Raw genomic sequence first — 21,618 nt, 5'->3', positions numbered from 1 at the left:
TCAATAGAAAAGTGGTGTCGCAAAACCCGAAATATTTATATTATCAATCTGCCAAACGATTTGGAGAGGGGCTTCTCGATAGACGCTCTTGTCTAATGATTTTATTGGCTGAAGCAAAATTAAGCGGAAGGACTGCGGTTTTACCTAAATTTGTATTAGGTGCTCAACACAACCAAGGTAGTTTGGTAGAAAGCTACCTTATTGATGAGTATCTCAGCATCGATAATTTAAATGTCCCTTATATTTTAGAAGAAAACTTTTTTAAAATTTATAATGATGTTGATACAAATGATGTTCTAAAAATAAACGACCATCCATTCAACTACGATTCTCCCGTAAAAATAGTGATACGAATTTTAGCCACTGATAACTTCTGGAATCTTAAGAAAACTTATGATACCTTTAAGCTAGCGAAACTCTATCATGGTGTTGGGGTTAAGTTCGTCATACCTATGGTCGAAGCTCCGGTTAAAGTAAAACGCATTGGTGATGAGATATTAAATAGTTTAGAAAGGCCAACTATAGGCTTGCATTTGAGAAGGGGTGATAGGCTTAATAAGAAACTCCGAGAGAGTATGAGTCAAAGTATCATCATAAAAAAAATGAAAGATTTCGATTACAATTCTGTTTTTTACTGCACCAACGATAAAAATTATAAAATTGATCAAACAAAGTTTCATTCACACCATGAGTTTAGTCATTTACTAGAATCCATTACAGATAATTATTTACTTTTTGCTATAGAAATGTATGTGGTAGATAACTGTGATATATCAATAAGAACTTTTAATGACTCATCTCCATTTTATAATATAAAAGATACAACTGAAAAAAACTATGCCATTTCTAACTATAGCATGCATAGCTCAAGCAACAGGTTCAAAAAAATCCCTTTACGATTCGTTAAATGTTATTATGAAGATATTACAACAGATAAAAGAAAAGCATTTGTAAGACGTCGACCTTTCTTGCCGTTATTGATCAAAGTAATTAAGTGGAAACTAAAACTAATGTAGCACTTTTAATGTTACTAATTATGCGATTTAGGCTGAAAGATTATCGCATTCATATATTTCCTTTTTATTTTGGCCCAAGCTCTATCAGCTTCTAAACGTGTGGCAAAATTTCCTACCCAAACCTTATAATTCGGTGTATTCCAAACAATATCCACTGGCCACTCACTATAAGAATCCAAAAAATTCGCTTTAGCACTTTGCGCCTTATCGGGATCGATGCTTTGATAAACTTGAATTTTATAAATATCAGACGTTTTTATGTCTTTCTTAAATTCTAATAATTTATCAATATCGCTATCTTGGATAATTTTAACTTCACCTTTCTGTGCGTTTAGAGTTAAGCTGAAAAAGAAAACTACTAAGGCTAAATATGTGGTTTTTAAGGTCATGTTTCTGAGTTTAATTACAAAGGTATGTTATTCAACGATATTGTGCGAAAAATGTTATTTAGAATTGGTATAAATTAGTTATTAACAGTTCTGTAACATTTCTAAAATCGACTTTATATCTTACTTTTGCATGAGTTTTTACAAACATCTTTTTTTACATTTTTAATGAAAAAATCGTACCAAAGTTTAGAAGATAATTCAACTCATAATATGAAACAGGTGATCTACCGAAAATTAGCCTCAAATATTCTTCATTTAGGTCTTATTTTATTATTCGCGTTTTCAACCTCACTTACAGCTCAAGAAGGCGATCCAACTAACGGAAAGTCGCTTTTTAACACTAATTGTGCTTCTTGTCATAAGTTAGATAACAAAATGACTGGTCCTGCATTGCGTAATGTAGAATCTAGGCTTGCTGAAGAAGAGGGATTGGATAGAGAGTGGCTGAATTCTTGGATTAGAAATAGTGCTGCCATGATTAAATCTGGTGATGCTTATGCTAATAAAATTTACGAAGAGTACAACCAGACTGCCATGACGGCATTCCCAACGTTGACCGATCAGGATATTACTGATATTTTGGCCTACACGGCTCAGCCAAAAGCTGAACCTGTTGTTGCTGAAGGACCTGCTGTTAATGGTGGAGGTGGCACAGGTGGTGCTTCAAATAATCTAATCTTAGGCGCATTGGCACTTTTGTTTGCCTTGTTAGCTGGAGCCTTAATTTTGGTAAATCGCACATTAAATCGATTTGCGGAAGAAAAAGGTGTCGATAGACCAATTAAAGAAAAAGGAACTCCGATATGGAAAGCGTTTGTACAGAACCAATTCTTGGTTTTAGTGACTTCAATTTTCCTTTTATTGGCAAGTGCTTATTTTGTATATGGTTATTTAATGCAGGTTGGGGTCGACCAAGGTTACGAGCCTGTACAACCAATTCATTACTCACATAGAATTCATGCGGGCACAAATGCAATAGATTGTAAATACTGCCACTCATCAGCTAGAGTTAGTAAGCATTCCGGGATTCCATCACTCAATATTTGTATGAATTGCCATAAGTCAATCGGTCAAGTAGCAGATGAGGTGCAAGCAGAGGGACTTAATGAATATGGTGTAGATTACAACGCAGAGATTCAAAAATTATATAAAGCAGTGGGCTGGGATGTTGCAGAACAACAATATACTGGAAAAACACAACCAGTTGAATGGATAAGGATACACAACCTGCCTGATTTTGCATATTTCAATCATTCGCAGCATGTTTCTGTTGCAGGTGTAGAGTGTCAAACCTGTCACGGACCAGTTGAGGAAATGGAAATAATGTATCAACATTCATCTTTGACTATGGGTTGGTGTATCAATTGCCATAGGGAAACAAATGTTAAAGTACAGGATAACGAATATTATACTAAAATTCACGAAGAGCTATCCAAAAAATATGGTGTAGATCAGTTAACGGCTGCACAGATGGGTGGATTAGAATGTGGAAAATGTCATTATTAAAAATTAAAGAATTAAGATAGACGGATTGCGACAGTTTAAGGCAAACGAAATCGTAAAACGTAAATCAAAAATCATAAATTAACACTATGTCATCAAACAAGAAATACTGGAAAAGTGTTGAAGAGCTAAACGAAACTAGCTCTATTGTTGAGACGCTTCAACAGAATGAGTTTGTACAGGAAATTCCGACAGACGAATTTTTAGGAGATAAGGAGTCTTTAGAGTCTTCATCTACCACGCGTCGTGATTTCTTAAAGTACGTTGGTTTTAGTACGGCGGCTGCATCGTTGGCTGCTTGCGAAGGACCAGTGACTAAATCTATTCCTTACGTAGTTCAGCCGACAGAAATTATTCCAGGTGTTGCAAATTACTACGCAACAACTATTGCAGATGGCTATGACTTTGCAAGTGTACTTGTAAAAACACGAGAAGGACGACCGATTAAAATTGAGCATAATTCCGATTCTAAAACAAGCGGAATGGCAAATGCAAGAGTAAATGCTTCAGTTTTAGGTTTATACGACAATCTTAGAGTCAAGGGTCCAATGAAAGGCGAAGACGTCATTTCATGGGATACTTTTATGTCTGAAACCACCTCAAAATTAAATGGACTTAATGGAAAGCAGATTGTACTTCTAACGGCTTCAATGCCAAGTCCATCAACAGATCGATTAATAGCAGATTTCAAATCCAAATTTGGTAATGTACGTCACGTTGCCTACGATGCGATCTCAGAATCTGCTACTTTAGATGCCTACCAAGCCAAGTATGGTGTTAGAGGCATGGCAAACTATGATTTTTCAAAAGCCATGACCATTGTTTCCGTCGGTGCAGATTTCTTAGGAGATTGGCAAAGTGGTGGCTATGATTCAGGTTATTCAAAAAATCGTATACCGGCAAACGGAAAAATGTCCAAGCATATCCAGTTTGAATCTAATATGTCCTTAACAGGTGCTAATGCAGATCAACGTGTGCCAATGACACCTAGTCAGCAACGTTTGGCTTTGGCTAAGCTATACAGCTATGTTGTTGGTGTTGCCTTACCTGGTGATTTGCCAGAAGGATTGGACAAAATGGTTAGAGATGCGGCGAAAGCATTGAGTAAGGCGGGTAGTAATGGTGTTGTGGTATCTGGTATTCAAGACGTAAATGCACAAACTACGGTTTTAGAAATCAATGAACATTTAAAAAGTAAGGCATTTGATCCTAAAACCACTGTAAAAACAAGACAAGGTAATGATCAAGCAGTAATGCAATTAGTTGCCGATATGAAAGCTGGTCGTGTTGGTGCGCTGATAATGAATGGTGTGAACCCGATGTATACTTTGCCAAATGCTTCAGATTTTGAAGAAGGTTTAAAGAAAACAGAATTGTCAGTTGCGTTTTCGATGAAGCAAGATGAAACATCAACCAATTGCCAATATATTGCAGCAACTCCTCATAATTTAGAATCTTGGGGTGATTTCGAATTTAAGTCGGGTCATTATTCGATGATGCAACCAACTATTCGTCCGTTGTTTAATACGAAACAATTCCAGGAAGTTCTTATGGGCTGGACAGGAAATTCTGGTACATACAGAGATTATATAAAATCTACTTGGACTCAAGGTGTTTTAGGAGGAGCTTCATTCAATAAAGCCATTCAAGATGGTGTGTTTATTTCTGGAGCTGTTAATAATTCAGCATCTACGACTAACACTAGTACTACTTCAGAAAGTGAGGATAAAACTTTTGTTGGTGGAGTTATTGATGATGTGGCTCAAGGTCTAGGTTTGAAGAATGAAGAAGAAAATACTACAGACAATCTTTATGCACAACCAACAGTATTAACTGGTGGTACTGCGGCAAGAGCTTTAGGAAATTCTGCAAAGTCTGAAGGTTTAGAACTTTCTTTATATGCTAAGGTAGGTATGGGTGATGGTCAACAAGCCAACAATCCTTGGTTGCAAGAGTTTCCAGATCCAATCACAAGAACCACTTGGGACAACTACTTAACAGTGTCACAAGCTGATGCTGATAGACTTGGTTTAACAAATGAAAATGTCGCAAATGGAGGGTTAAACGGAAGTTATGCCAACGTAACAGTAAATGGTGTAACTGTTGAAAATGTACCAGTAATAATTCAGCCAGGACAAGCAAAAGGTTCAGTAGGCATGGCATTTGGTTACGGTCGCACAGCAAAGGGTATTAAAGAAGAAATGAAAACTGGGGTTAATGCATATCCATTGTATCAGAATTTCAGTACTACCCAGAATGTAAGTGTTAGTAAGGCTTCAGGTGTACATGAATTTGCTTGCGTCCAATTGCATAATACTTTGATGGGTCGTGGAGATATCATTAAAGAAACTAGTCTAGAAATTTTCAATACAAAGGATAAACATGTTTGGAATAAAGTTCCAGAAGTTTCCTTAAATCATATAGAAACACCAGTAACCTCTCCAGAGGTAGATTTATGGGATGGGTTTGACCGTTCAGTTGGTCATCATTTCAATTTATCTATTGACTTAAATGCGTGTACAGGTTGTGGTGCTTGTGTGATTGCTTGTCATGCAGAAAATAATGTTCCTGTTGTAGGTAAGTCCGAAATGAGACGAAGTAGAGATATGCACTGGTTGCGTATTGATAGATATTATTCATCCGAGGATTCGTTTGAAGGAGATAATGAAAAGAAAGAAAACATTTCTGGTTTAGGTAGCTCATTGAGCGAGTTTGGTGAGATGGAAAATCCTGCCGATAATCCTCAAGTAGCATTTCAGCCGGTGATGTGTCAACATTGTAACCATGCACCTTGTGAAACAGTTTGTCCTGTTGCTGCGACGGCACACGGTCGTCAAGGTCAAAACCACATGGCTTACAACCGTTGTGTAGGTACAAGATATTGTGCGAACAACTGTCCTTATAAAGTACGTCGTTTCAACTGGTTCTTATACAATAAGAATGATGAATTTGATTACTTTATGAATGATGATTTAGGACGAATGGTATTAAACCCAGATGTGACAGTGCGTTCTCGTGGTGTCATGGAAAAATGTTCTATGTGTATTCAAAAAACACAAAAAACAATTCTTGATGCAAAGCGTGATGGACGTTTGGTTAAGGATGGTGAATTCCAAACAGCTTGTTCTGCAGCATGTGGAAATGGTGCTATGGTATTTGGGGATATCAATGACAAAGACAGTAAAATTGCTGAATTAAAAGAAAATGATCGTATGTATCACTTATTAGAAAGCGTCGGCACAAAACCAAACGTGATCTATCAAACAAAAGTGAGAAACACATCGAAAGCATAAATTTAAATTAAAGAATTAACTAGATAATTATGGCGTCTCATTACGAAGCACCTATTAGAAGACCTTTAGTCACTGGAGAAAAATCGTATCACGATGTTACCGTCGATGTAGCAAGGCCAGTCGAGGGCAAAGCAAATAAAGCATGGTGGATTGTGTTCAGTATTGCTTTAGTAGCATTCCTTTGGGGAATAGGGTGTATTATTTATACCATATCTACAGGTATTGGAGTTTGGGGTCTTAATAAGACTGTAAACTGGGCTTGGGATATTACTAACTTCGTTTGGTGGGTTGGTATTGGTCACGCAGGAACTTTGATTTCTGCAGTACTGTTACTTTTCCGTCAAAAATGGAGAATGGCAATTAACCGTTCTGCTGAGGCGATGACCATTTTCTCGGTAGTGCAAGCAGGTTTATTCCCGATTATTCACATGGGTCGTCCGTGGTTGGCATACTGGGTATTACCAATTCCAAACCAATTTGGGTCTTTATGGGTAAACTTTAATTCACCATTACTTTGGGATGTTTTCGCGATTTCAACATATTTATCGGTTTCATTAGTATTCTGGTGGACAGGTTTATTGCCAGATTTTGCAATGATTAGAGATAGAGCAGTAAGACCATTTCAAAAGAAAATTTATTCATTAATTAGTTTTGGTTGGTCAGGTAGAGCAAAGGATTGGCAACGTTTTGAAGAGGTATCTTTAGTACTTGCAGGTTTAGCGACTCCGCTTGTATTATCTGTACATACTATTGTATCCTTTGACTTCGCAACGTCTGTTATTCCAGGTTGGCATACCACGATTTTCCCACCTTACTTTGTTGCAGGTGCGATTTTCTCGGGATTTGCAATGGTAAACACTCTTCTTATCATTATGAGAAAAGTGTGTAATTTAGAAGATTATATTACTGTACAACACATAGAATTAATGAACATTGTAATTATGATTACTGGTTCTATTGTTGGTGTAGCTTATATCACTGAGCTATTTATTGCATGGTACTCTGGTGTGGAATATGAACAATACGCATTCTTAAATAGAGCTACGGGTCCTTATTGGTGGGCATATTGGGCAATGATGACATGTAATGTGTTCTCCCCACAATTTATGTGGTTCAAAAAACTAAGAACAAGTATTATGTTTTCATTCTTTATTTCAATAGTTGTAAACATTGGAATGTGGTTTGAGCGTTTTGTAATTATTGTGACTTCTTTGCATAGAGATTATTTACCATCATCGTGGACAATGTTTTCACCAACATTTGTAGATATTGGAATTTTTATCGGAACTATCGGTTTCTTCTTTGTATTATTCTTATTGTATTCGCGTACATTCCCAGTAATAGCACAAGCAGAGGTGAAAACGATTTTGAAATCATCAGGTGAGCGTTACAAGCGTATTAGAGAAAGTGGTGAAACACTTGTAGGCACAGGTGCAGATGCAAGAACCTCTAACCTAAAATTGGTTGAAGATACTACAGAGCCAAAACCGCTTCAAGATGATCAAGAAAAATTAGGTAATTTGTTAGAAGGTATTGGAAGATTTGATCCCGAAATGCAAACACCGGATGACCTAAAAGTTATAAGTGGTATTGGACCAAAAATGGAAAAGGTACTTAATACCTTAGGTATTTACACTTACGCACAAGTGAGTAAAATGACAAAGAGAGAATATGACTTGTTAGACGAAATTACAGGTTCTTTTCCAGGAAGAGCAGAGCGTGATGATTGGTCCGGACAAGCTAAAAAATTATTAAACAATTAATATAGTCTATGGAAGCTTCAAAAGTAATTCATGCTATTTATACAGACGATGATGTATTGATGTCTGCCGTTAAAAAGGTAAAGTCAGAAAAGCATCATATCGAAGAAATATATACACCTTTTCCGGTTCATGGACTAGACAAGGCAATGGGATTAGCACCAACACGTATCGCTATTACATCATTTATGTATGGTTGTGTAGGACTAACAGTAGCCATTGTAATGATGAATTTTATAATGATTAAAGACTGGCCACAAGATATTGGTGGTAAACCAAGCTTTAGTTATATAGAAAATATGCCAGCTTTTGTGCCGATTATGTTTGAGCTGACTGTATTTTTTGCGGCTCACTTAATGGTTATTACATTTTATCTAAGAAGTAGAATGTGGCCATTTAAGAAAGCTGAAAACCCAGACCCTAGAACAACAGATGATCATTTCTTAATGGAGATTGCCATTCATGACAATCAAGCCACGTTAGAAGAATTATTAAAGGAAACAGGGGCTGTAGAAATTAATATTATCGATAAAGAAGATGCACATTAACATGAAAGCGACACTAAAAATATCAGTAGTATTAGTCATACTATTATCTCTAGTAGCCTGTAATAAAAGTTCTAGTCGAAACTACCAGTACATGCCAAATATGTACGAGTCTGTAGGTTATGAGGCTTATCAAGAAGCAAATGTACAAGTGGGAGATGTAGAAATCTTTGAGAACAATATGGAAGCTCGTCTTCCTGCAGAAGGTACAATTCCAAGAGGGAATTTTATGCCTTATGAAATTGAAGATACTAATGAGGGTTATGAGTTGGCAAAATCAACTTTAACAAACCCATTGGGACCACCAATAGATTTGGATTCACCTGAAGTAGATTCTACACATGTAGATTCTGACTTAAGCACGATAAGAATAGATTACGCCAAAGGAGGACCATTGTACTCTATATATTGTGCTATCTGTCATGGTGCCAAAGGAGATGGGCAAGGTAAGTTGGTACAAGGTGAAAAAATCTTAGGAGTTCCTAGCTATGATGATGTTGGTAGAGCAATTACCACAGGGAGTATTTACCACGTTATTTATTACGGTAAAAATACTATGGGCTCTTATGCTAACCAATTGAATGAAGAAGAGCGTTGGCAAGTAGTTGCTTATGTTGAAAAACTAAAGGCAGATTTAGAAAAGAAATAGATTTAGATAAAGATTATATAAATGGAATATAAAATTTCAAATCGATTAAAAATTGGTGCTATTGTCTTAATGGTCCTCGGAGCATTAGGTATGGGTTACGGTTTTTTAGACGCTCATCATTATGAGACTGAAGAAGATGTAAGAGAATTACTCGCTAGCGAATCTCATGGTGGAGGTCACGGATCCGACGAGCATGGAGAAGAAACTCATGGTGAATCTCACGAAGAGACTTCAACTTATACAAGTGAGAGTCATGACGATGAACACGCTGAATCTACACTACATGTTGAAGAAGTCGATGGTCATGAATTAATGAGTGAGGATGACGGGACTTTAAGTCAAGGCGCTGCACATGCAGAAGAAGGACATAAAATGAGCCATGAAGAGCACGTACTACATCAAATCCATAACAGACCTTGGTCTGCGATGTATGTTGCAGCATTTTTCTTTTTTATGATTGCATTAGGAGTTTTGGCTTTTTATGCCATTCAATATGCAGCTCAAGCAGGTTGGTCGCCAGTATTGTTTAGGGTTATGGAAGGTATAACATCTTATGTGTTGCCTGGTGGAATATTAGTTTTATTGATTGCATTTTTAGCTGATAAGCACATATTTATATGGATGGATCCTGAGGTCGTGGCTCATGATGCCTTAATACAAGGAAAATCGGGTTGGTTAAATAAAACCGGATTCATGATAAGAGGTTTTATATTTTTAGGTGGCTGGTTCGCTTACAGATATTTTTCTAGAAAATTCTCTATCGCTCAAGATAATGCTGATGTTAATGACAACAGAAACTTTAAAAAGAACTTCAGAATTTCTGCGGCATTCTTAGTATTTTATATTTATACTGAATCAATGATGTCATGGGATTGGATTATGAGTGTAGATCCACACTGGTTCAGTACCTTATTTGGTTGGTATGTATTTGCTAGTATGTTTGTAAGTGGTATCACTGTTATTGCAATGGTAACTATATTCTTAAAATCAAAAGGTTTATTGGAGTTTGTTAATGATAGCCATATTCATGATTTAGCCAAATTCATGTTCGGTATTAGTATTTTCTGGACTTACCTTTGGTTCTCACAGTTTATGCTAATTTGGTACTCGAACATTCCAGAAGAAGTTACCTATTTCGTAACACGTATTGAAGATTATAAATTACCGTTTTTTGGTATGGTAGCTATGAATTTTATATTTCCATTGTTACTATTGATGAATAGTGATTATAAGCGTATTCCATGGTTTGTTGTTATGGCTGGTATTGTCATTCTTTGTGGGCATTACATAGATGTCTTTAATATGATTATGCCTGCAACTGTTGGTGATAGATGGTTTATTGGAATTCCAGAAATAGGTTCGATATTATTTTTTGGTGGATTATTTTTGCTAGTCGTATTTACGTCACTTGGCAAATATCCGCTATTGGCAAAAGGAAATCCTTTTATTAAGGAAAGTGAACATTTCCATTATTAATTATTAAAAAAGAACAGAAACGATAATGACTGCTTTATTAACGATTATAATTGTACTCTTTGTAGCAATTGCCTTATGGCAAATGGTAAAGATTTTTGATTTGGCTCAAGCTGGATCTGGCTCATCCAACAATCAAGTTGCGACGGATAAGGACAATAAGATAAATGGATATTTGATGCTAGGGTTTTTAGTGTTTATTTACGCTATAACCATCGCTAGTTTTATGTACTTGGGTGATTTACCTTTAGTATCTAATTCAGCTTCAGAACACGGTTCAGGACTAGATAATTTAATGATCATTTCTATGATTGTGATCTTTTTCGTTCAGACTGTAACTCAATTTCTACTGCATTATTTTGCATATAAGTATAGAGGAGAAAAAGGTAAAAAGGCGCTCTTTTATGCGGATAACAATACATTAGAAGCTATCTGGACAATTATTCCGGTTATTGTATTGGCTGGTTTAATAATCTATGGTCTCTTTACTTGGAACGATATTATGAATATCGATGTTGAAGAAGACGATCCTATGATTGTTGAATTATACGCACAACAATTCAACTGGAAAGCGAGATACGGAGGTGATGATAATACCTTAGGCCAAGCTAACGTTAGATTAATTGACTTAGACAAAGCCAATATTTTAGGTTTGGATGAAGAAGATCCAAACGCACAAGATGATATTATCGTAACGGAACTGCACTTACCAGCAGGAAGACCGGTATTGTTTAAGATGCGTTCACAGGATGTACTACATTCTGCTTACATGCCACATTTTAGAGCACAGATGAACTGTGTACCAGGTATGGTAACTCAATTTGGATTTACACCTACAGTAACTACTGAAGAAATGCGTCAAAATCCAGATATTCAGCAGAAGGTCATCAATATTAACGAACTGCGAAGAGAGAGAAGTGCTGAAATAATTGAATCAGGACAGGATTTGGTTTATGAATTCGATTATCTATTGCTATGTAACAAGATTTGTGGAAAGTCACATTACAACATGCAAATGAAAATTATAGTTGAAACTCAAGAAGAGTTCGACGCTTGGATGAAAGAGCAAAAGACCTTTGCTAATACATTGATTAAGTAAAAACATTGTTTTAAGAAAAGAAAAGAGATTATGTCAGCAACAGCAGAAAACCACGTTCACGACGATCACGAAGTACACCACCACAAAGAAACCTTTGTGACCAAATATATTTTTAGTCAAGATCATAAAATGATCGCTAAACAGTACTTGTTAACTGGTGTAATTTTTATGGGTATTATAGGCATCTTAATGTCTTTAATGATTAGAATGCAAATTGCATGGCCAGAACAGCCGAATGTAATTTTTGAAGCCTTATTAGGCAAATGGGCACCTGATGGTGTCATGGATGCTGATATTTATTTAGCATTAGTAACTATACACGGTACCTTAATGGTATTCTTCGTTCTTACGGCAGGATTAAGTGGTACCTTTAGTAACTTACTTATACCTTTGCAAATTGGGGCACGAGATATGGCTTCAGGATTTCTTAATATGGTTTCATATTGGTTATTCTTTATTTCGTGTGTTATAATGATAATGTCCTTTTTTGTTGAAGCGGGTCCTGCAGCAGCAGGTTGGACTATTTATCCACCACTTTCAGCGCTGCCTATGGCCCAACCAGGTTCTGGTATGGGAATGACGCTTTGGCTTGTATCAATGGCTATATTTATTGCTTCTTCATTATTGGGTTCATTAAATTATATAGTTACTGTAATAAATTTAAGAACAAAAGGTATGTCGATGACAAGATTGCCACTAACGATTTGGGCATTCTTTGTAACCGCTGTAATTGGTGTAATCTCTTTCCCTGTATTATTATCAGCTGCATTGCTTTTAATAATGGATAGAAGTTTTGGTACCTCTTTCTTCTTATCGGATATATTCATTCAAGGTGAAGTATTGCATTATCAAGGTGGTTCTCCTGTTTTATTTGAGCATTTATTTTGGTTCTTAGGACACCCTGAAGTATATATTGTATTACTGCCAGCGTTGGGTATTACCTCAGAAATTATTGCAACCAATTCGCGTAAACCAATCTTTGGTTACAGAGCAATGGTAGCTTCGATTTTAGCGATTGCATTTTTATCTACAATTGTTTGGGGACACCACATGTTTATTTCTGGTATGAATCCGTTCCTTGGCTCAGTGTTTACATTTACAACATTATTGATTGCAATACCATCTGCGGTAAAAGCCTTCAACTATATTACGACGCTTTGGAAGGGTAATCTGCAATTAAATCCAGCGATGCTATTTTCAATTGGTTTGGTTTCGACATTTATAACTGGTGGTTTAACAGGAATTATTCTTGGAGATAGCGCTTTAGATATCAACGTACACGATACATATTTCGTAGTGGCACACTTCCATTTAGTAATGGGTATATCGGCACTTTACGGAGTATTTGCTGGAATTTACCATTGGTTCCCAAGAATGTTTGGACGAATGATGAACAAAAATCTCGGTTATTTACATTTCTGGGTTACGGCAATTTGCGCCTACGGAGTATTTTTCCCAATGCACTTTATAGGTATGGCAGGTTTACCAAGACGTTATTACACCAATTCTAATTTTCCATTATTTGATGATACAACTAATGCACAAATGGTAATAACCATATTTGCTTTGGTTGGTGGACTTGTACAACTTGTCTTTTTATACAATTTCTTAAGTAGTATTTTCTACGGAAAAAAAGCAGAACAGAACCCATGGAAATCAAACACTTTAGAATGGACAGCACCTGTAAAACATATTCACGGTAACTGGCCAGGCCCTTTACCAACTGTTTACAGATGGCCATATGATTATAGTAAACCAGGACACGAAGAAGATTTTGTACCTCAAAACGTACCTTTATACGAAGGTGAAGAGGAACTACAGCATTAATACATTCCTACACACGTAAGAATCTAGTAATAATTTTATTAAAAGACCTTTGGAAGCCTTAATTCTTCTAAGGGTCTTTTTCTTTATATTTGCTTTAAACGGTACTTGTTTTAGTTTCCATTTTATAAGGTGTACATAAACTTGAGGTTTAAATAATAACAAAATACTTCCGCTTTTGCAGGAAATAAACATGAACGAAAACCTAGACCCAACAAACGAAAATTTTAGTCCTGAGGAACTAGATGTTGAAAGGAAGTTAAGGCCTCTCACTTTTGATGACTTTACAGGCCAAGACCAAGTCTTAGAAAATCTATTAGTATTTGTTCAGGCAGCCAATTTAAGAGAGGAAGCTCTGGATCATACTTTATTTCATGGCCCACCAGGATTAGGTAAGACAACATTGGCACATATTTTAGCAAATGAATTGGATGTTGGTATTAAAGTCACTTCAGGACCTGTATTGGACAAACCAGGTGATTTAGCTGGTTTACTTACCAACCTTGAAGATAGAGATGTCTTATTTATTGATGAAATCCATCGGTTAAGTCCAATTGTTGAAGAGTATCTATATTCAGCAATGGAAGACTATAAAATCGATATCATGATTGAGTCGGGACCCAATGCAAGAACGGTTCAAATCAATCTAAATCCGTTTACGCTAGTTGGTGCAACAACACGTTCAGGATTATTGACAGCACCCATGCGTGCGCGATTTGGTATCAGTAGTCGACTTCAATATTATAAAACCGATTTGTTAACAACGATTGTTCAACGTAGCTCTTCAATATTAAACGTACCGATTTCTATGGAAGCTGCTATAGAAATTGCAGGACGAAGTAGAGGTACACCGCGTATCGCTAATGCTCTCCTACGACGAGTACGTGATTTCGCCCAAATTAAAGGCGATGGTAACATTGATATTAAAATTGCAAAATTCGCGCTTGAAGCGCTAAATGTAGACGCTCACGGTTTGGACGAAATGGATAATAAAATACTATCTACAATCATAGATAAATTTAAAGGAGGACCGGTAGGTTTAACCACATTGGCAACTGCAGTTAGCGAAAGTTCAGAAACGATTGAAGAGGTGTACGAACCCTTTTTAATACAGCAAGGTTTTATAATGCGTACACCACGAGGTCGCGAAGTTACTGAACAGGCTTATAGACACTTAGGTAAGATTAAAGGCTCTACTCAAGGTGGGCTTTTTTAGATTTTAACTTTTTTTTAGGTATTTGGTCTAATTCTCAGCACTTTGTTTATGAAGATTTCTAAATTTGAATCCCAAGCAAAGCTTTTAAATCATGAAATTCCTACCAAAAACTGCAGTATTTTTTATTGCGATATTGTGTTGCACCTCTTGTAATACTGATAGAGACAACTATTCTGATATTTCTAACCAAATAGAACTCGAGAATCGATTGATTGAATTATACGGTTCAAAAACCGAATTGATTCAACCAGCTTCAGATGATTATTTTTCAATTCCCAACGATCTCAATAATCCTATTACGTCTGCAAAAGTAGACTTAGGTAAATTTTTATATCACGAAACGAGTCTTGGTTCAAATGCCCGGATGGATGAAGGTATGTATACCTATTCTTGCGCAAGTTGTCATCACGCAGATGCTGGTTTTCAGAGTGGAATTTTACAAGGAATAGGTGAAGGCGGTTTAGGCTTTGGAATTCATGGAGAAGGCAGGATTAAAAATAGTAATTATGCCGAAGCTGATTTAGATGTGCAACCTATTAGAAGTCCGAGCGTTTTAAATGTTGCGTATCAAGATGTGATGTTATGGAATGGCCAGTTTGGAGCAACAGGAACCAATCAAGGTACGGAATCTCAATGGACCGTTGGGACACCTAAGGAAGTGAATAATCTTGGTTTTGAAGGCGTTGAAATACAAGCCATTGCCGGTTTGGATGTTCACAGGCTAATTATTGATACGGATGAAATTATCAATTCAGATTACAAAGTACTTTTCGATGCAGCATTTCCAGAGGTAAATGAAGCAGAACGTTATACTAAAGTAACAGCAGGATTGGCTATTGCAGCTTATGAGCGTACGTTATTACCAAACCAAGCACCGTTTCAAAACTGGTTAAGAGGTGATGATAATGCAATGAGCGATAATGAAATAGAAGGAGCCAAAATTTTCTTTGATAAGGGAAAATGTTACACCTGCCATTCTGGTCCTGGACTCAACGGTATGGATTTTCATGCACTGGGAATGAACGATTTGGCTGGTGCAGAAGTGCTGACCATCGTAGACGAAGCCACTAAAAAAGGTCGAGGTGGATTTACAGGAAATGCTGAAGATGACTATAAATTTAAAACACCACAATTATATAATTTAAAGGATGTTGGTTTTTTTGGTCACGGTGGAAGTTTCAACACAATCAAAGATATTGTTGAATATAAAAATGAAGCCATTGCTGAAAATGGAACTGTACCACAGGATAAATTGTCCACTCAATTTTTACCACTCAATTTAACGGAAACGGAAATAAACCAATTGGTAGCATTTTTAGAAACATCTCTGTACGATAATAATTTGCAAAGATATGTACCAGAATCCTTGCCTTCTGGTTACTGTTTTCCAAACGCTGATAGTATGTCTTCTTCAGATTTGGGATGTAATTAAAAACAAAATTGTAGTTTAGTTCTTTTAAACTACAATTGAATACAGCAAAACATACACAACTTATAAAAGCCGAAGCCAAACGCCTTGGCTTTTTATCGTGTGGTATCAGCAAGGCTGAATTTTTGGAGGATGAGGCACCTCGCCTCGAAAGGTGGCTAGAAAAAAATATGCATGGAGAAATGCGTTACATGGAAAACCATTTTGATAAGCGCTTGGACCCAACTTTACTTGTCGAAGGCTCCAAAAGTGTTGTGTCGTTATTACTGAATTATTTCCCTTCAGAAACTCAAAATGAGGATTCTTATAAACTATCCAAATATGCTTACGGCACCGACTATCACTTCGTAATTAAGGACAAGCTAAAATCGCTTTTACATTTTATTCAAGACGAAATCGGTGAGGTTCATGGACGTGCATTTGTAGATTCTGCGCCAGTATTGGACAAAGCATGGGCAGCAAAATCTGGCTTAGGTTGGATAGGGAAACATTCCAACTTATTAACACAACAAGTAGGTTCATTCTACTTTATTGCTGAATTGATTATAGATTTAGAATTGGACTGCGACACACCAGTTACAGACCATTGCGGTACTTGCACAGCTTGTATAGATGCCTGCCCAACTGATGCAATCACCGAGCCTTATGTGGTTGATGGCAGCAAATGTATCTCATATTTTACTATAGAACTTAAAGAGAATATTCCAACGGAATTCAAAGGCCAATTTAACGACTGGATGTTTGGATGCGATATTTGCCAGGACGTTTGTCCATGGAACCGGTTTAGTAAACCACATTCCGAACCTCTTTTCAATCCACATCCTGAAGTTTTGAACATGTCTAAAAAGGACTGGGTGGAAATCACAGAAGACACCTTTAAAAAAGTGTTTAAAAACTCTGCAGTCAAGCGTACTAAGTACAAAGGATTAAAAAGAAATATCAAATTCTTAAAAGATTAAGATATTTTAATAATATTCAAACTGTTATTAACATTAGATTAACTCACTGTTATTGTTAAGGTTAATATATTTTTCTTTTCCGAACATACTTCCCGTTTAAATTTTTCATCTTACTAGTATAAATAAAAACTATGATGAAAACTAAAATATTATTAATGGTCATAGCCATTACCCTTTTGGCGTGTGGCCCAAAAGTCACTACTGAAAAAATGGGAATGACTGACTTAAGCAACTATCAAACATTTGCGTATTTACCTAATAGCAACTTTGATGATTTTGAGAAATTTGAAAATGACAACAGCGTTGGCATGTCGGTCATTGAAAGCGTTAATCAGAACATGAAAAATCAAGGTTATAATATAGATCGGGACAATCCAGATTTATTGGTTCTGTTGACTACAATGACAAATGTAGAAAAGGAGGTCACTCAAGAACCTGTTTATGCAACCTATCCAAGATATTATAACAGAAGATATGCCGTAAGTCCATACTACCAAAATTATTATTATAATAACTATTATGATTACAATCAATTTGTGGGTTACGAGACTGATGTCAATAGATATAAAGAAGGTATGTTAATTCTTAGACTCGTTGATACGGATACTAAGAAACTGGTTTGGGAAGGCAAGGCGTCTGACCTGATTTTTCAGCAAAATGAATCTAGAGCCATTTCGGAATTTGTAGACGATATGTTTGAAGAATTTCCTAAAACTAAATAAATAGAAAATAATTATAAAAACAATTAATAACCATAAAAACAAATATTATGAAAACAAATATGATTAAAACAATTACACTAGCTCTAACTTTATTCTTTGTAGGTAACATTGGCTATAGCCAAACGAATATGCAAGAGCCGTTAGCAGGAGTAAAAAACTCAATGCAGTACAAAACAGTTGACTTGATATATATGGATAAGGACTTATCCACATTCGCTAACTTATTAATGCTTTCTGGTTTAGATGCGTCTTTGTCTATGACTGATAAGTCGCACACCTTGTTTATTCCAACAAACGAAGCATTCAGAGAAATGAGTATAGAAGATTTTGCCGAATTAACTAATCCGACAAACAGGGCAAAATTAGTGGATTTCGTAAATCGCCATTTTAAAGGATCAAAAATCATGAGTAATCAACTCACCGAATCTAAAGTTTTAGATGCGGAAAATGGAGATGCCATTGAAATTACCAACTATGCAGGTCAAGTTGCGGTTGGTGGGGCAAGAGTTATAGCTGCAGATATTGAAACAGCAAACGGTATTGTGCACGTCGTAAACGATATTATTAAATATAATTAATAACTAGATAAAAATAAACTTGAAAAACCATCTTAATAAGAATTTATTAAGATGGTTTTTTGTTTTGAGGGTTTTTGAATTGGGTTTAATTTGCTGTATATATTTCAACATTTTTTTTAAAATTTAAGTTCTCTCATACCAAGTTTCATTACTTATCTTTGCAACTTAATCCAATCTAAAATGAGCAAACAAAGCAAACGTATAGAAGCCTTAGTATATCACGCAAAACCAATACCAGGCAAAATTAGGGTCGTACCTTCAAAAAAGCATGCTTCACAGCGCGATTTGTCTTTAGCTTATTCTCCGGGTGTTGCAGAGCCGTGTTTAGAAATTGAAAAGGACATTAATAATGTCTATAAATATACGGCCAAAGGAAACTTGGTTGCCGTTATTTCTAACGGTACAGCTGTTTTGGGTTTAGGTAATATTGGCCCTGAAGCCTCTAAACCTGTAATGGAAGGCAAAGGGTTGCTATTTAAAATATTCGCGGATATTGATGTGTTTGATATTGAAGTAGGTACTGAAAATGTCGAAGAGTTCATTCAAACCGTGAAGATGATTGCTCCAACATTTGGAGGTATAAATCTTGAAGATATTAAGGCTCCAGAAGCGTTTGAGATAGAACGTCGTCTTAAAGAAGAACTGGATATTCCGGTAATGCACGACGACCAGCACGGAACTGCCATTATATCTGCTGCTGCTTTGTTAAATGCACTTGAACTTGCAAATAAAAAAATAGATGAAGTAAGCATTGTAGTAAGTGGCGCTGGTGCAGCTGCCATATCATGCACAAGACTATATCAAGCATTTGGCGCTAGTAGAGAAAATATAGTTATGTTGGATAGTAAAGGTGTCATCAGAAAAGACAGAGAAAACCTTTCTACTGAAAAAGCTGAATTCGCAACACACAGGAAAATAGACACCTTAGATGAAGCTATGAAAGACGCAGATGTTTTTATTGGCCTGTCTATGGCAGATATTGTCTCCCCGTCTATGCTAAAATCAATGGCATCAAATCCAATTGTTTTTGCAATGGCCAATCCAAATCCAGAAATCGATTACCAATTGGCACTGGATACAAGAGACGATATTATAATGGCAACTGGTCGAAGTGACCATCCTAACCAAGTGAATAACGTACTTGGGTTTCCATTTATATTTAGAGGAGCACTCGATGTAAGAGCTACAAAAATTAATGAAGCTATGAAGATGGCTGCTGTTAAGGCACTCTCGAGATTGGCCAAAGAACCAGTTCCTGAACAGGTAAATCTGGCTTACAATGAAACTCGACTCACCTTTGGTAGAGATTATATTATTCCAAAGCCATTTGATCCTCGCTTAATTGCCGAAGTGCCTCCAGCAGTTGCAAAAGCAGCTATAGAAAGTGGTGTAGCTAAAGAACCAATAGAAGACTGGGAAAAATATAAAAACTCATTATTAGAGCGATTAGGTTCTGATAATAAGTTAGTGAGGTTACTTTTAGGAAGAGCACGCACCAATCCAAAACGTGTGGTATTTGCAGAAGCTGACCAATTAGATGTTCTAAAAGCAGCTCAAATTGCCTATGACGAAGGTATAGCTATGCCAATACTTCTGGGAAGACGAAAAACAATTCTTGATTTAATGGAAGAGATTGAGTTTGATGCGAATGTGTTAATCATCGATCCAAAATCTGACGAAGAACTAGACCGAAAAAACAAATATGCGGATGCTTATTGGAAGCTCAAAAAACGGAAAGGGATTACACTTTATGCGGCGCAAAAAGTAATGAGAGAACGCAACTATTTTGCAGCTATGATGGTTAACGAAGGTGATGCAGATGCTGTGATATCTGGCTACTCTACGAGTTACCCGCAAGTTGTAAAGCCAATGTTAGAGCTAATTGGAATGGCAAAAGGTGTAACCAGAGTTGCAACCACGAACATAATGATGACTCAAAGAGGACCAATGTTTCTAAGTGATACAGCTATCAATATTAATCCAACGGCAGAAGATTTGGCACGTATTGCATATATGACTTCGAAAGTAGCTAAGATGTTCGGGATTGAGCCTGTTATCGCTATGACATCCTATTCAAATTTCGGATCCTCAGAAAATCCAAATGCTAAAAAAGTAAGGGATGCCGTAAACTTTTTGCATGAGACCTATCCGGAAATGGTTGTGGATGGCGAGGTGCAATTAGACTTTGCCCTAAATTCTAAAATGCTTCAGGATATTTTTCCTTTTTCAAAATTAGCAGGTCGCAAGGTGAATACTTTAATATTTCCTAATCTTGATTCAGCAAATATTACTTATAAATTATTGAAAGAATTGAATAAGGCAGAGTCCATTGGTCCTATCATGATCGGTATGGCAAAACCAGTTCATATTCTTCAGTTAGGAGCAAGTGTAGACGAAATAGTTAATATGGTGACCGTTGCTGTTGTAGATGCGCAAGAACGCGAAAAACGACTTCAGAAAAAATGATTTTTTTTACTTCTTTTCAACCTTAGATAATCCACCGAGACAGTCTTTATATACAAGCGCAAAATGTAAATAATTTTATTACATTTGGCTTTTAACTTTTTCATAACATAAATGATTACACACTTAGAGGGGAAATTGGTTGAGAAAAACCCGACTGATGTTGTTTTAGATTGTAACGGTGTCGGCTACTTTGTTAATATTTCGCTTCATACGTTTTCTCAAATTCCCGATCAGGAAAATTTAAAACTTTATACTTTTTTACAGGTTAGAGAAGATGCTCATACGCTATATGGCTTTGCGTCCAAAACGGAGCGCGAAATATTTAAGTTACTAATTTCTGTTAGTGGAATTGGTGCCAATACCGCGCGTACAATGCTGTCATCATTAACACCACAACAGGTCAAGGAAGGTATTGCGAGCGAAGATGTGGCTTTAATACAAAGCGTTAAGGGAATCGGATTAAAAACAGCCCAACGAGTTATTATAGATTTAAAGGATAAAGTGTTAAAAGTTTACGGTATAGATGAAGTTTCTCTAATAGCAAACAATACGAGTAAGGATGAAGCGTTATCTGCTTTAGAAGTTTTAGGCTTTAACAAAAAATTGGCAGAAAAAGCCATTGATAGAATTGTAAAAACACAACCTGATGCACAAGTTGAGCAAATAATAAAAGAGGCTCTCAAAAACTTATAATACA

The 21,618-nt window shown here is 36.3% G+C and carries 17 protein-coding genes; 16 read left to right on the top strand and 1 reads right to left on the bottom strand.

The window, feature by feature from the left end:
- Window positions 1-14: 14 nt before the first annotated feature.
- Window positions 15-1,016 (top strand): O-fucosyltransferase family protein, encoded by a 1,002-nt coding sequence (locus HM983_RS04975; protein WP_179344296.1) that lies wholly within the window; start codon window positions 15-17, stop codon window positions 1,014-1,016.
- Window positions 1,017-1,030: 14 nt separating this feature from the next.
- On the opposite strand, the gene HM983_RS04970 is transcribed toward HM983_RS04975, so the two are convergent.
- Window positions 1,031-1,405, bottom strand: coding sequence for an SPOR domain-containing protein (locus tag HM983_RS04970; protein ID WP_179344295.1), 375 nt, complete (start codon window positions 1,403-1,405; stop codon window positions 1,031-1,033).
- Window positions 1,406-1,615: 210 nt separating this feature from the next.
- On the opposite strand from HM983_RS04970, the gene HM983_RS04965 reads away from it, so the two are divergent.
- The 15 genes from HM983_RS04965 to ruvA all read left to right on the top strand — a co-directional run bounded on the left by HM983_RS04965 (window position 1,616) and on the right by ruvA (window position 21,614).
- Complete coding sequence (locus tag HM983_RS04965) at window positions 1,616-2,911, top strand: c-type cytochrome (RefSeq protein ID WP_179344752.1); 1,296 nt, start codon at window positions 1,616-1,618, stop codon at window positions 2,909-2,911.
- 86 nt (window positions 2,912-2,997) lie between these two features.
- Entirely contained in the window at window positions 2,998-6,201 is a 3,204-nt protein-coding gene (locus tag HM983_RS04960; RefSeq protein WP_179344294.1) for a TAT-variant-translocated molybdopterin oxidoreductase, read from the top strand.
- A 29-nt stretch (window positions 6,202-6,230) separates the two neighbouring features.
- Window positions 6,231-7,964: an NrfD/PsrC family molybdoenzyme membrane anchor subunit gene (gene nrfD / locus HM983_RS04955; RefSeq protein WP_179344293.1), complete on the top strand. Its 1,734-nt coding sequence runs from the start codon at window positions 6,231-6,233 to the stop codon at window positions 7,962-7,964.
- 8 nt (window positions 7,965-7,972) lie between these two features.
- Window positions 7,973-8,509 (top strand): DUF3341 domain-containing protein, encoded by a 537-nt coding sequence (locus HM983_RS04950; protein ID WP_179344292.1) that lies wholly within the window; start codon window positions 7,973-7,975, stop codon window positions 8,507-8,509.
- Between the two features lies 1 nt (window position 8,510).
- On the top strand, window positions 8,511-9,155 hold the full coding sequence (locus tag HM983_RS04945; protein ID WP_179344291.1) for a c-type cytochrome: 645 nt from the start codon (window positions 8,511-8,513) through the stop codon (window positions 9,153-9,155).
- A 21-nt stretch (window positions 9,156-9,176) separates the two neighbouring features.
- Window positions 9,177-10,631: a quinol:cytochrome C oxidoreductase gene (locus HM983_RS04940; protein WP_179344290.1), complete on the top strand. Its 1,455-nt coding sequence runs from the start codon at window positions 9,177-9,179 to the stop codon at window positions 10,629-10,631.
- 25 nt (window positions 10,632-10,656) lie between these two features.
- Window positions 10,657-11,727: a cytochrome c oxidase subunit II gene (locus tag HM983_RS04935; RefSeq protein WP_179344289.1), complete on the top strand. Its 1,071-nt coding sequence runs from the start codon at window positions 10,657-10,659 to the stop codon at window positions 11,725-11,727.
- Window positions 11,728-11,757: 30 nt separating this feature from the next.
- A complete protein-coding gene (locus tag HM983_RS04930) occupies window positions 11,758-13,554 on the top strand; it encodes a cytochrome c oxidase subunit I (protein WP_179344288.1) in 1,797 nt (598 codons plus the stop codon).
- Window positions 13,555-13,744: 190 nt separating this feature from the next.
- A complete protein-coding gene (ruvB, locus tag HM983_RS04925) occupies window positions 13,745-14,767 on the top strand; it encodes a Holliday junction branch migration DNA helicase RuvB (RefSeq protein ID WP_179344287.1) in 1,023 nt (340 codons plus the stop codon).
- 91 nt (window positions 14,768-14,858) lie between these two features.
- Entirely contained in the window at window positions 14,859-16,199 is a 1,341-nt protein-coding gene (locus tag HM983_RS04920; protein ID WP_179344286.1) for a cytochrome-c peroxidase, read from the top strand.
- A 35-nt stretch (window positions 16,200-16,234) separates the two neighbouring features.
- On the top strand, window positions 16,235-17,155 hold the full coding sequence (queG, locus tag HM983_RS04915; protein ID WP_179344285.1) for a tRNA epoxyqueuosine(34) reductase QueG: 921 nt from the start codon (window positions 16,235-16,237) through the stop codon (window positions 17,153-17,155).
- Window positions 17,156-17,286: 131 nt separating this feature from the next.
- The gene (locus tag HM983_RS04910) at window positions 17,287-17,877 is read left to right on the top strand and encodes a DUF4136 domain-containing protein (RefSeq protein WP_179344284.1); all 591 of its coding nucleotides are present in this window, start codon (window positions 17,287-17,289) and stop codon (window positions 17,875-17,877) included.
- Window positions 17,878-17,924: 47 nt separating this feature from the next.
- Window positions 17,925-18,455, top strand: a complete 531-nt coding sequence (locus tag HM983_RS04905; protein WP_179344283.1) for a fasciclin domain-containing protein — start codon at window positions 17,925-17,927, stop codon at window positions 18,453-18,455.
- Between the two features lie 180 nt (window positions 18,456-18,635).
- The gene (locus HM983_RS04900) at window positions 18,636-20,921 is read left to right on the top strand and encodes an NADP-dependent malic enzyme (protein ID WP_179344282.1); all 2,286 of its coding nucleotides are present in this window, start codon (window positions 18,636-18,638) and stop codon (window positions 20,919-20,921) included.
- A 111-nt stretch (window positions 20,922-21,032) separates the two neighbouring features.
- Complete coding sequence (gene ruvA / locus HM983_RS04895) at window positions 21,033-21,614, top strand: Holliday junction branch migration protein RuvA (RefSeq protein WP_179344281.1); 582 nt, start codon at window positions 21,033-21,035, stop codon at window positions 21,612-21,614.
- Window positions 21,615-21,618: the final 4 nt, after the last annotated feature.

It is taken from the genome of Winogradskyella ursingii (assembly GCF_013403975.1).
GTDB classification, from domain to species: Bacteria; Bacteroidota; Bacteroidia; order Flavobacteriales; family Flavobacteriaceae; genus Winogradskyella; species Winogradskyella ursingii.
Note: the sequence above shows the minus strand (reverse complement) of the source record. Positions and strands in the feature narration are given on the sequence as shown.

Coding starts and splice junctions, on each gene's coding strand:
- HM983_RS04970 (WP_179344295.1), bottom strand. CDS start 1,405: ATGACCTTAAAAACCACATATTTAGCCTTAGTAGTTTTCTTTTTCAGC.
- HM983_RS04965 (WP_179344752.1), top strand. CDS start 1,616: ATGAAACAGGTGATCTACCGAAAATTAGCCTCAAATATTCTTCATTTA.
- HM983_RS04960 (WP_179344294.1), top strand. CDS start 2,998: ATGTCATCAAACAAGAAATACTGGAAAAGTGTTGAAGAGCTAAACGAA.
- nrfD (WP_179344293.1), top strand. CDS start 6,231: ATGGCGTCTCATTACGAAGCACCTATTAGAAGACCTTTAGTCACTGGA.
- HM983_RS04950 (WP_179344292.1), top strand. CDS start 7,973: ATGGAAGCTTCAAAAGTAATTCATGCTATTTATACAGACGATGATGTA.
- HM983_RS04945 (WP_179344291.1), top strand. CDS start 8,511: ATGAAAGCGACACTAAAAATATCAGTAGTATTAGTCATACTATTATCT.
- HM983_RS04940 (WP_179344290.1), top strand. CDS start 9,177: ATGGAATATAAAATTTCAAATCGATTAAAAATTGGTGCTATTGTCTTA.
- HM983_RS04935 (WP_179344289.1), top strand. CDS start 10,657: ATGACTGCTTTATTAACGATTATAATTGTACTCTTTGTAGCAATTGCC.
- HM983_RS04930 (WP_179344288.1), top strand. CDS start 11,758: ATGTCAGCAACAGCAGAAAACCACGTTCACGACGATCACGAAGTACAC.
- ruvB (WP_179344287.1), top strand. CDS start 13,745: ATGAACGAAAACCTAGACCCAACAAACGAAAATTTTAGTCCTGAGGAA.
- HM983_RS04920 (WP_179344286.1), top strand. CDS start 14,859: ATGAAATTCCTACCAAAAACTGCAGTATTTTTTATTGCGATATTGTGT.
- HM983_RS04910 (WP_179344284.1), top strand. CDS start 17,287: ATGATGAAAACTAAAATATTATTAATGGTCATAGCCATTACCCTTTTG.
- HM983_RS04905 (WP_179344283.1), top strand. CDS start 17,925: ATGAAAACAAATATGATTAAAACAATTACACTAGCTCTAACTTTATTC.
- HM983_RS04900 (WP_179344282.1), top strand. CDS start 18,636: ATGAGCAAACAAAGCAAACGTATAGAAGCCTTAGTATATCACGCAAAA.
- ruvA (WP_179344281.1), top strand. CDS start 21,033: ATGATTACACACTTAGAGGGGAAATTGGTTGAGAAAAACCCGACTGAT.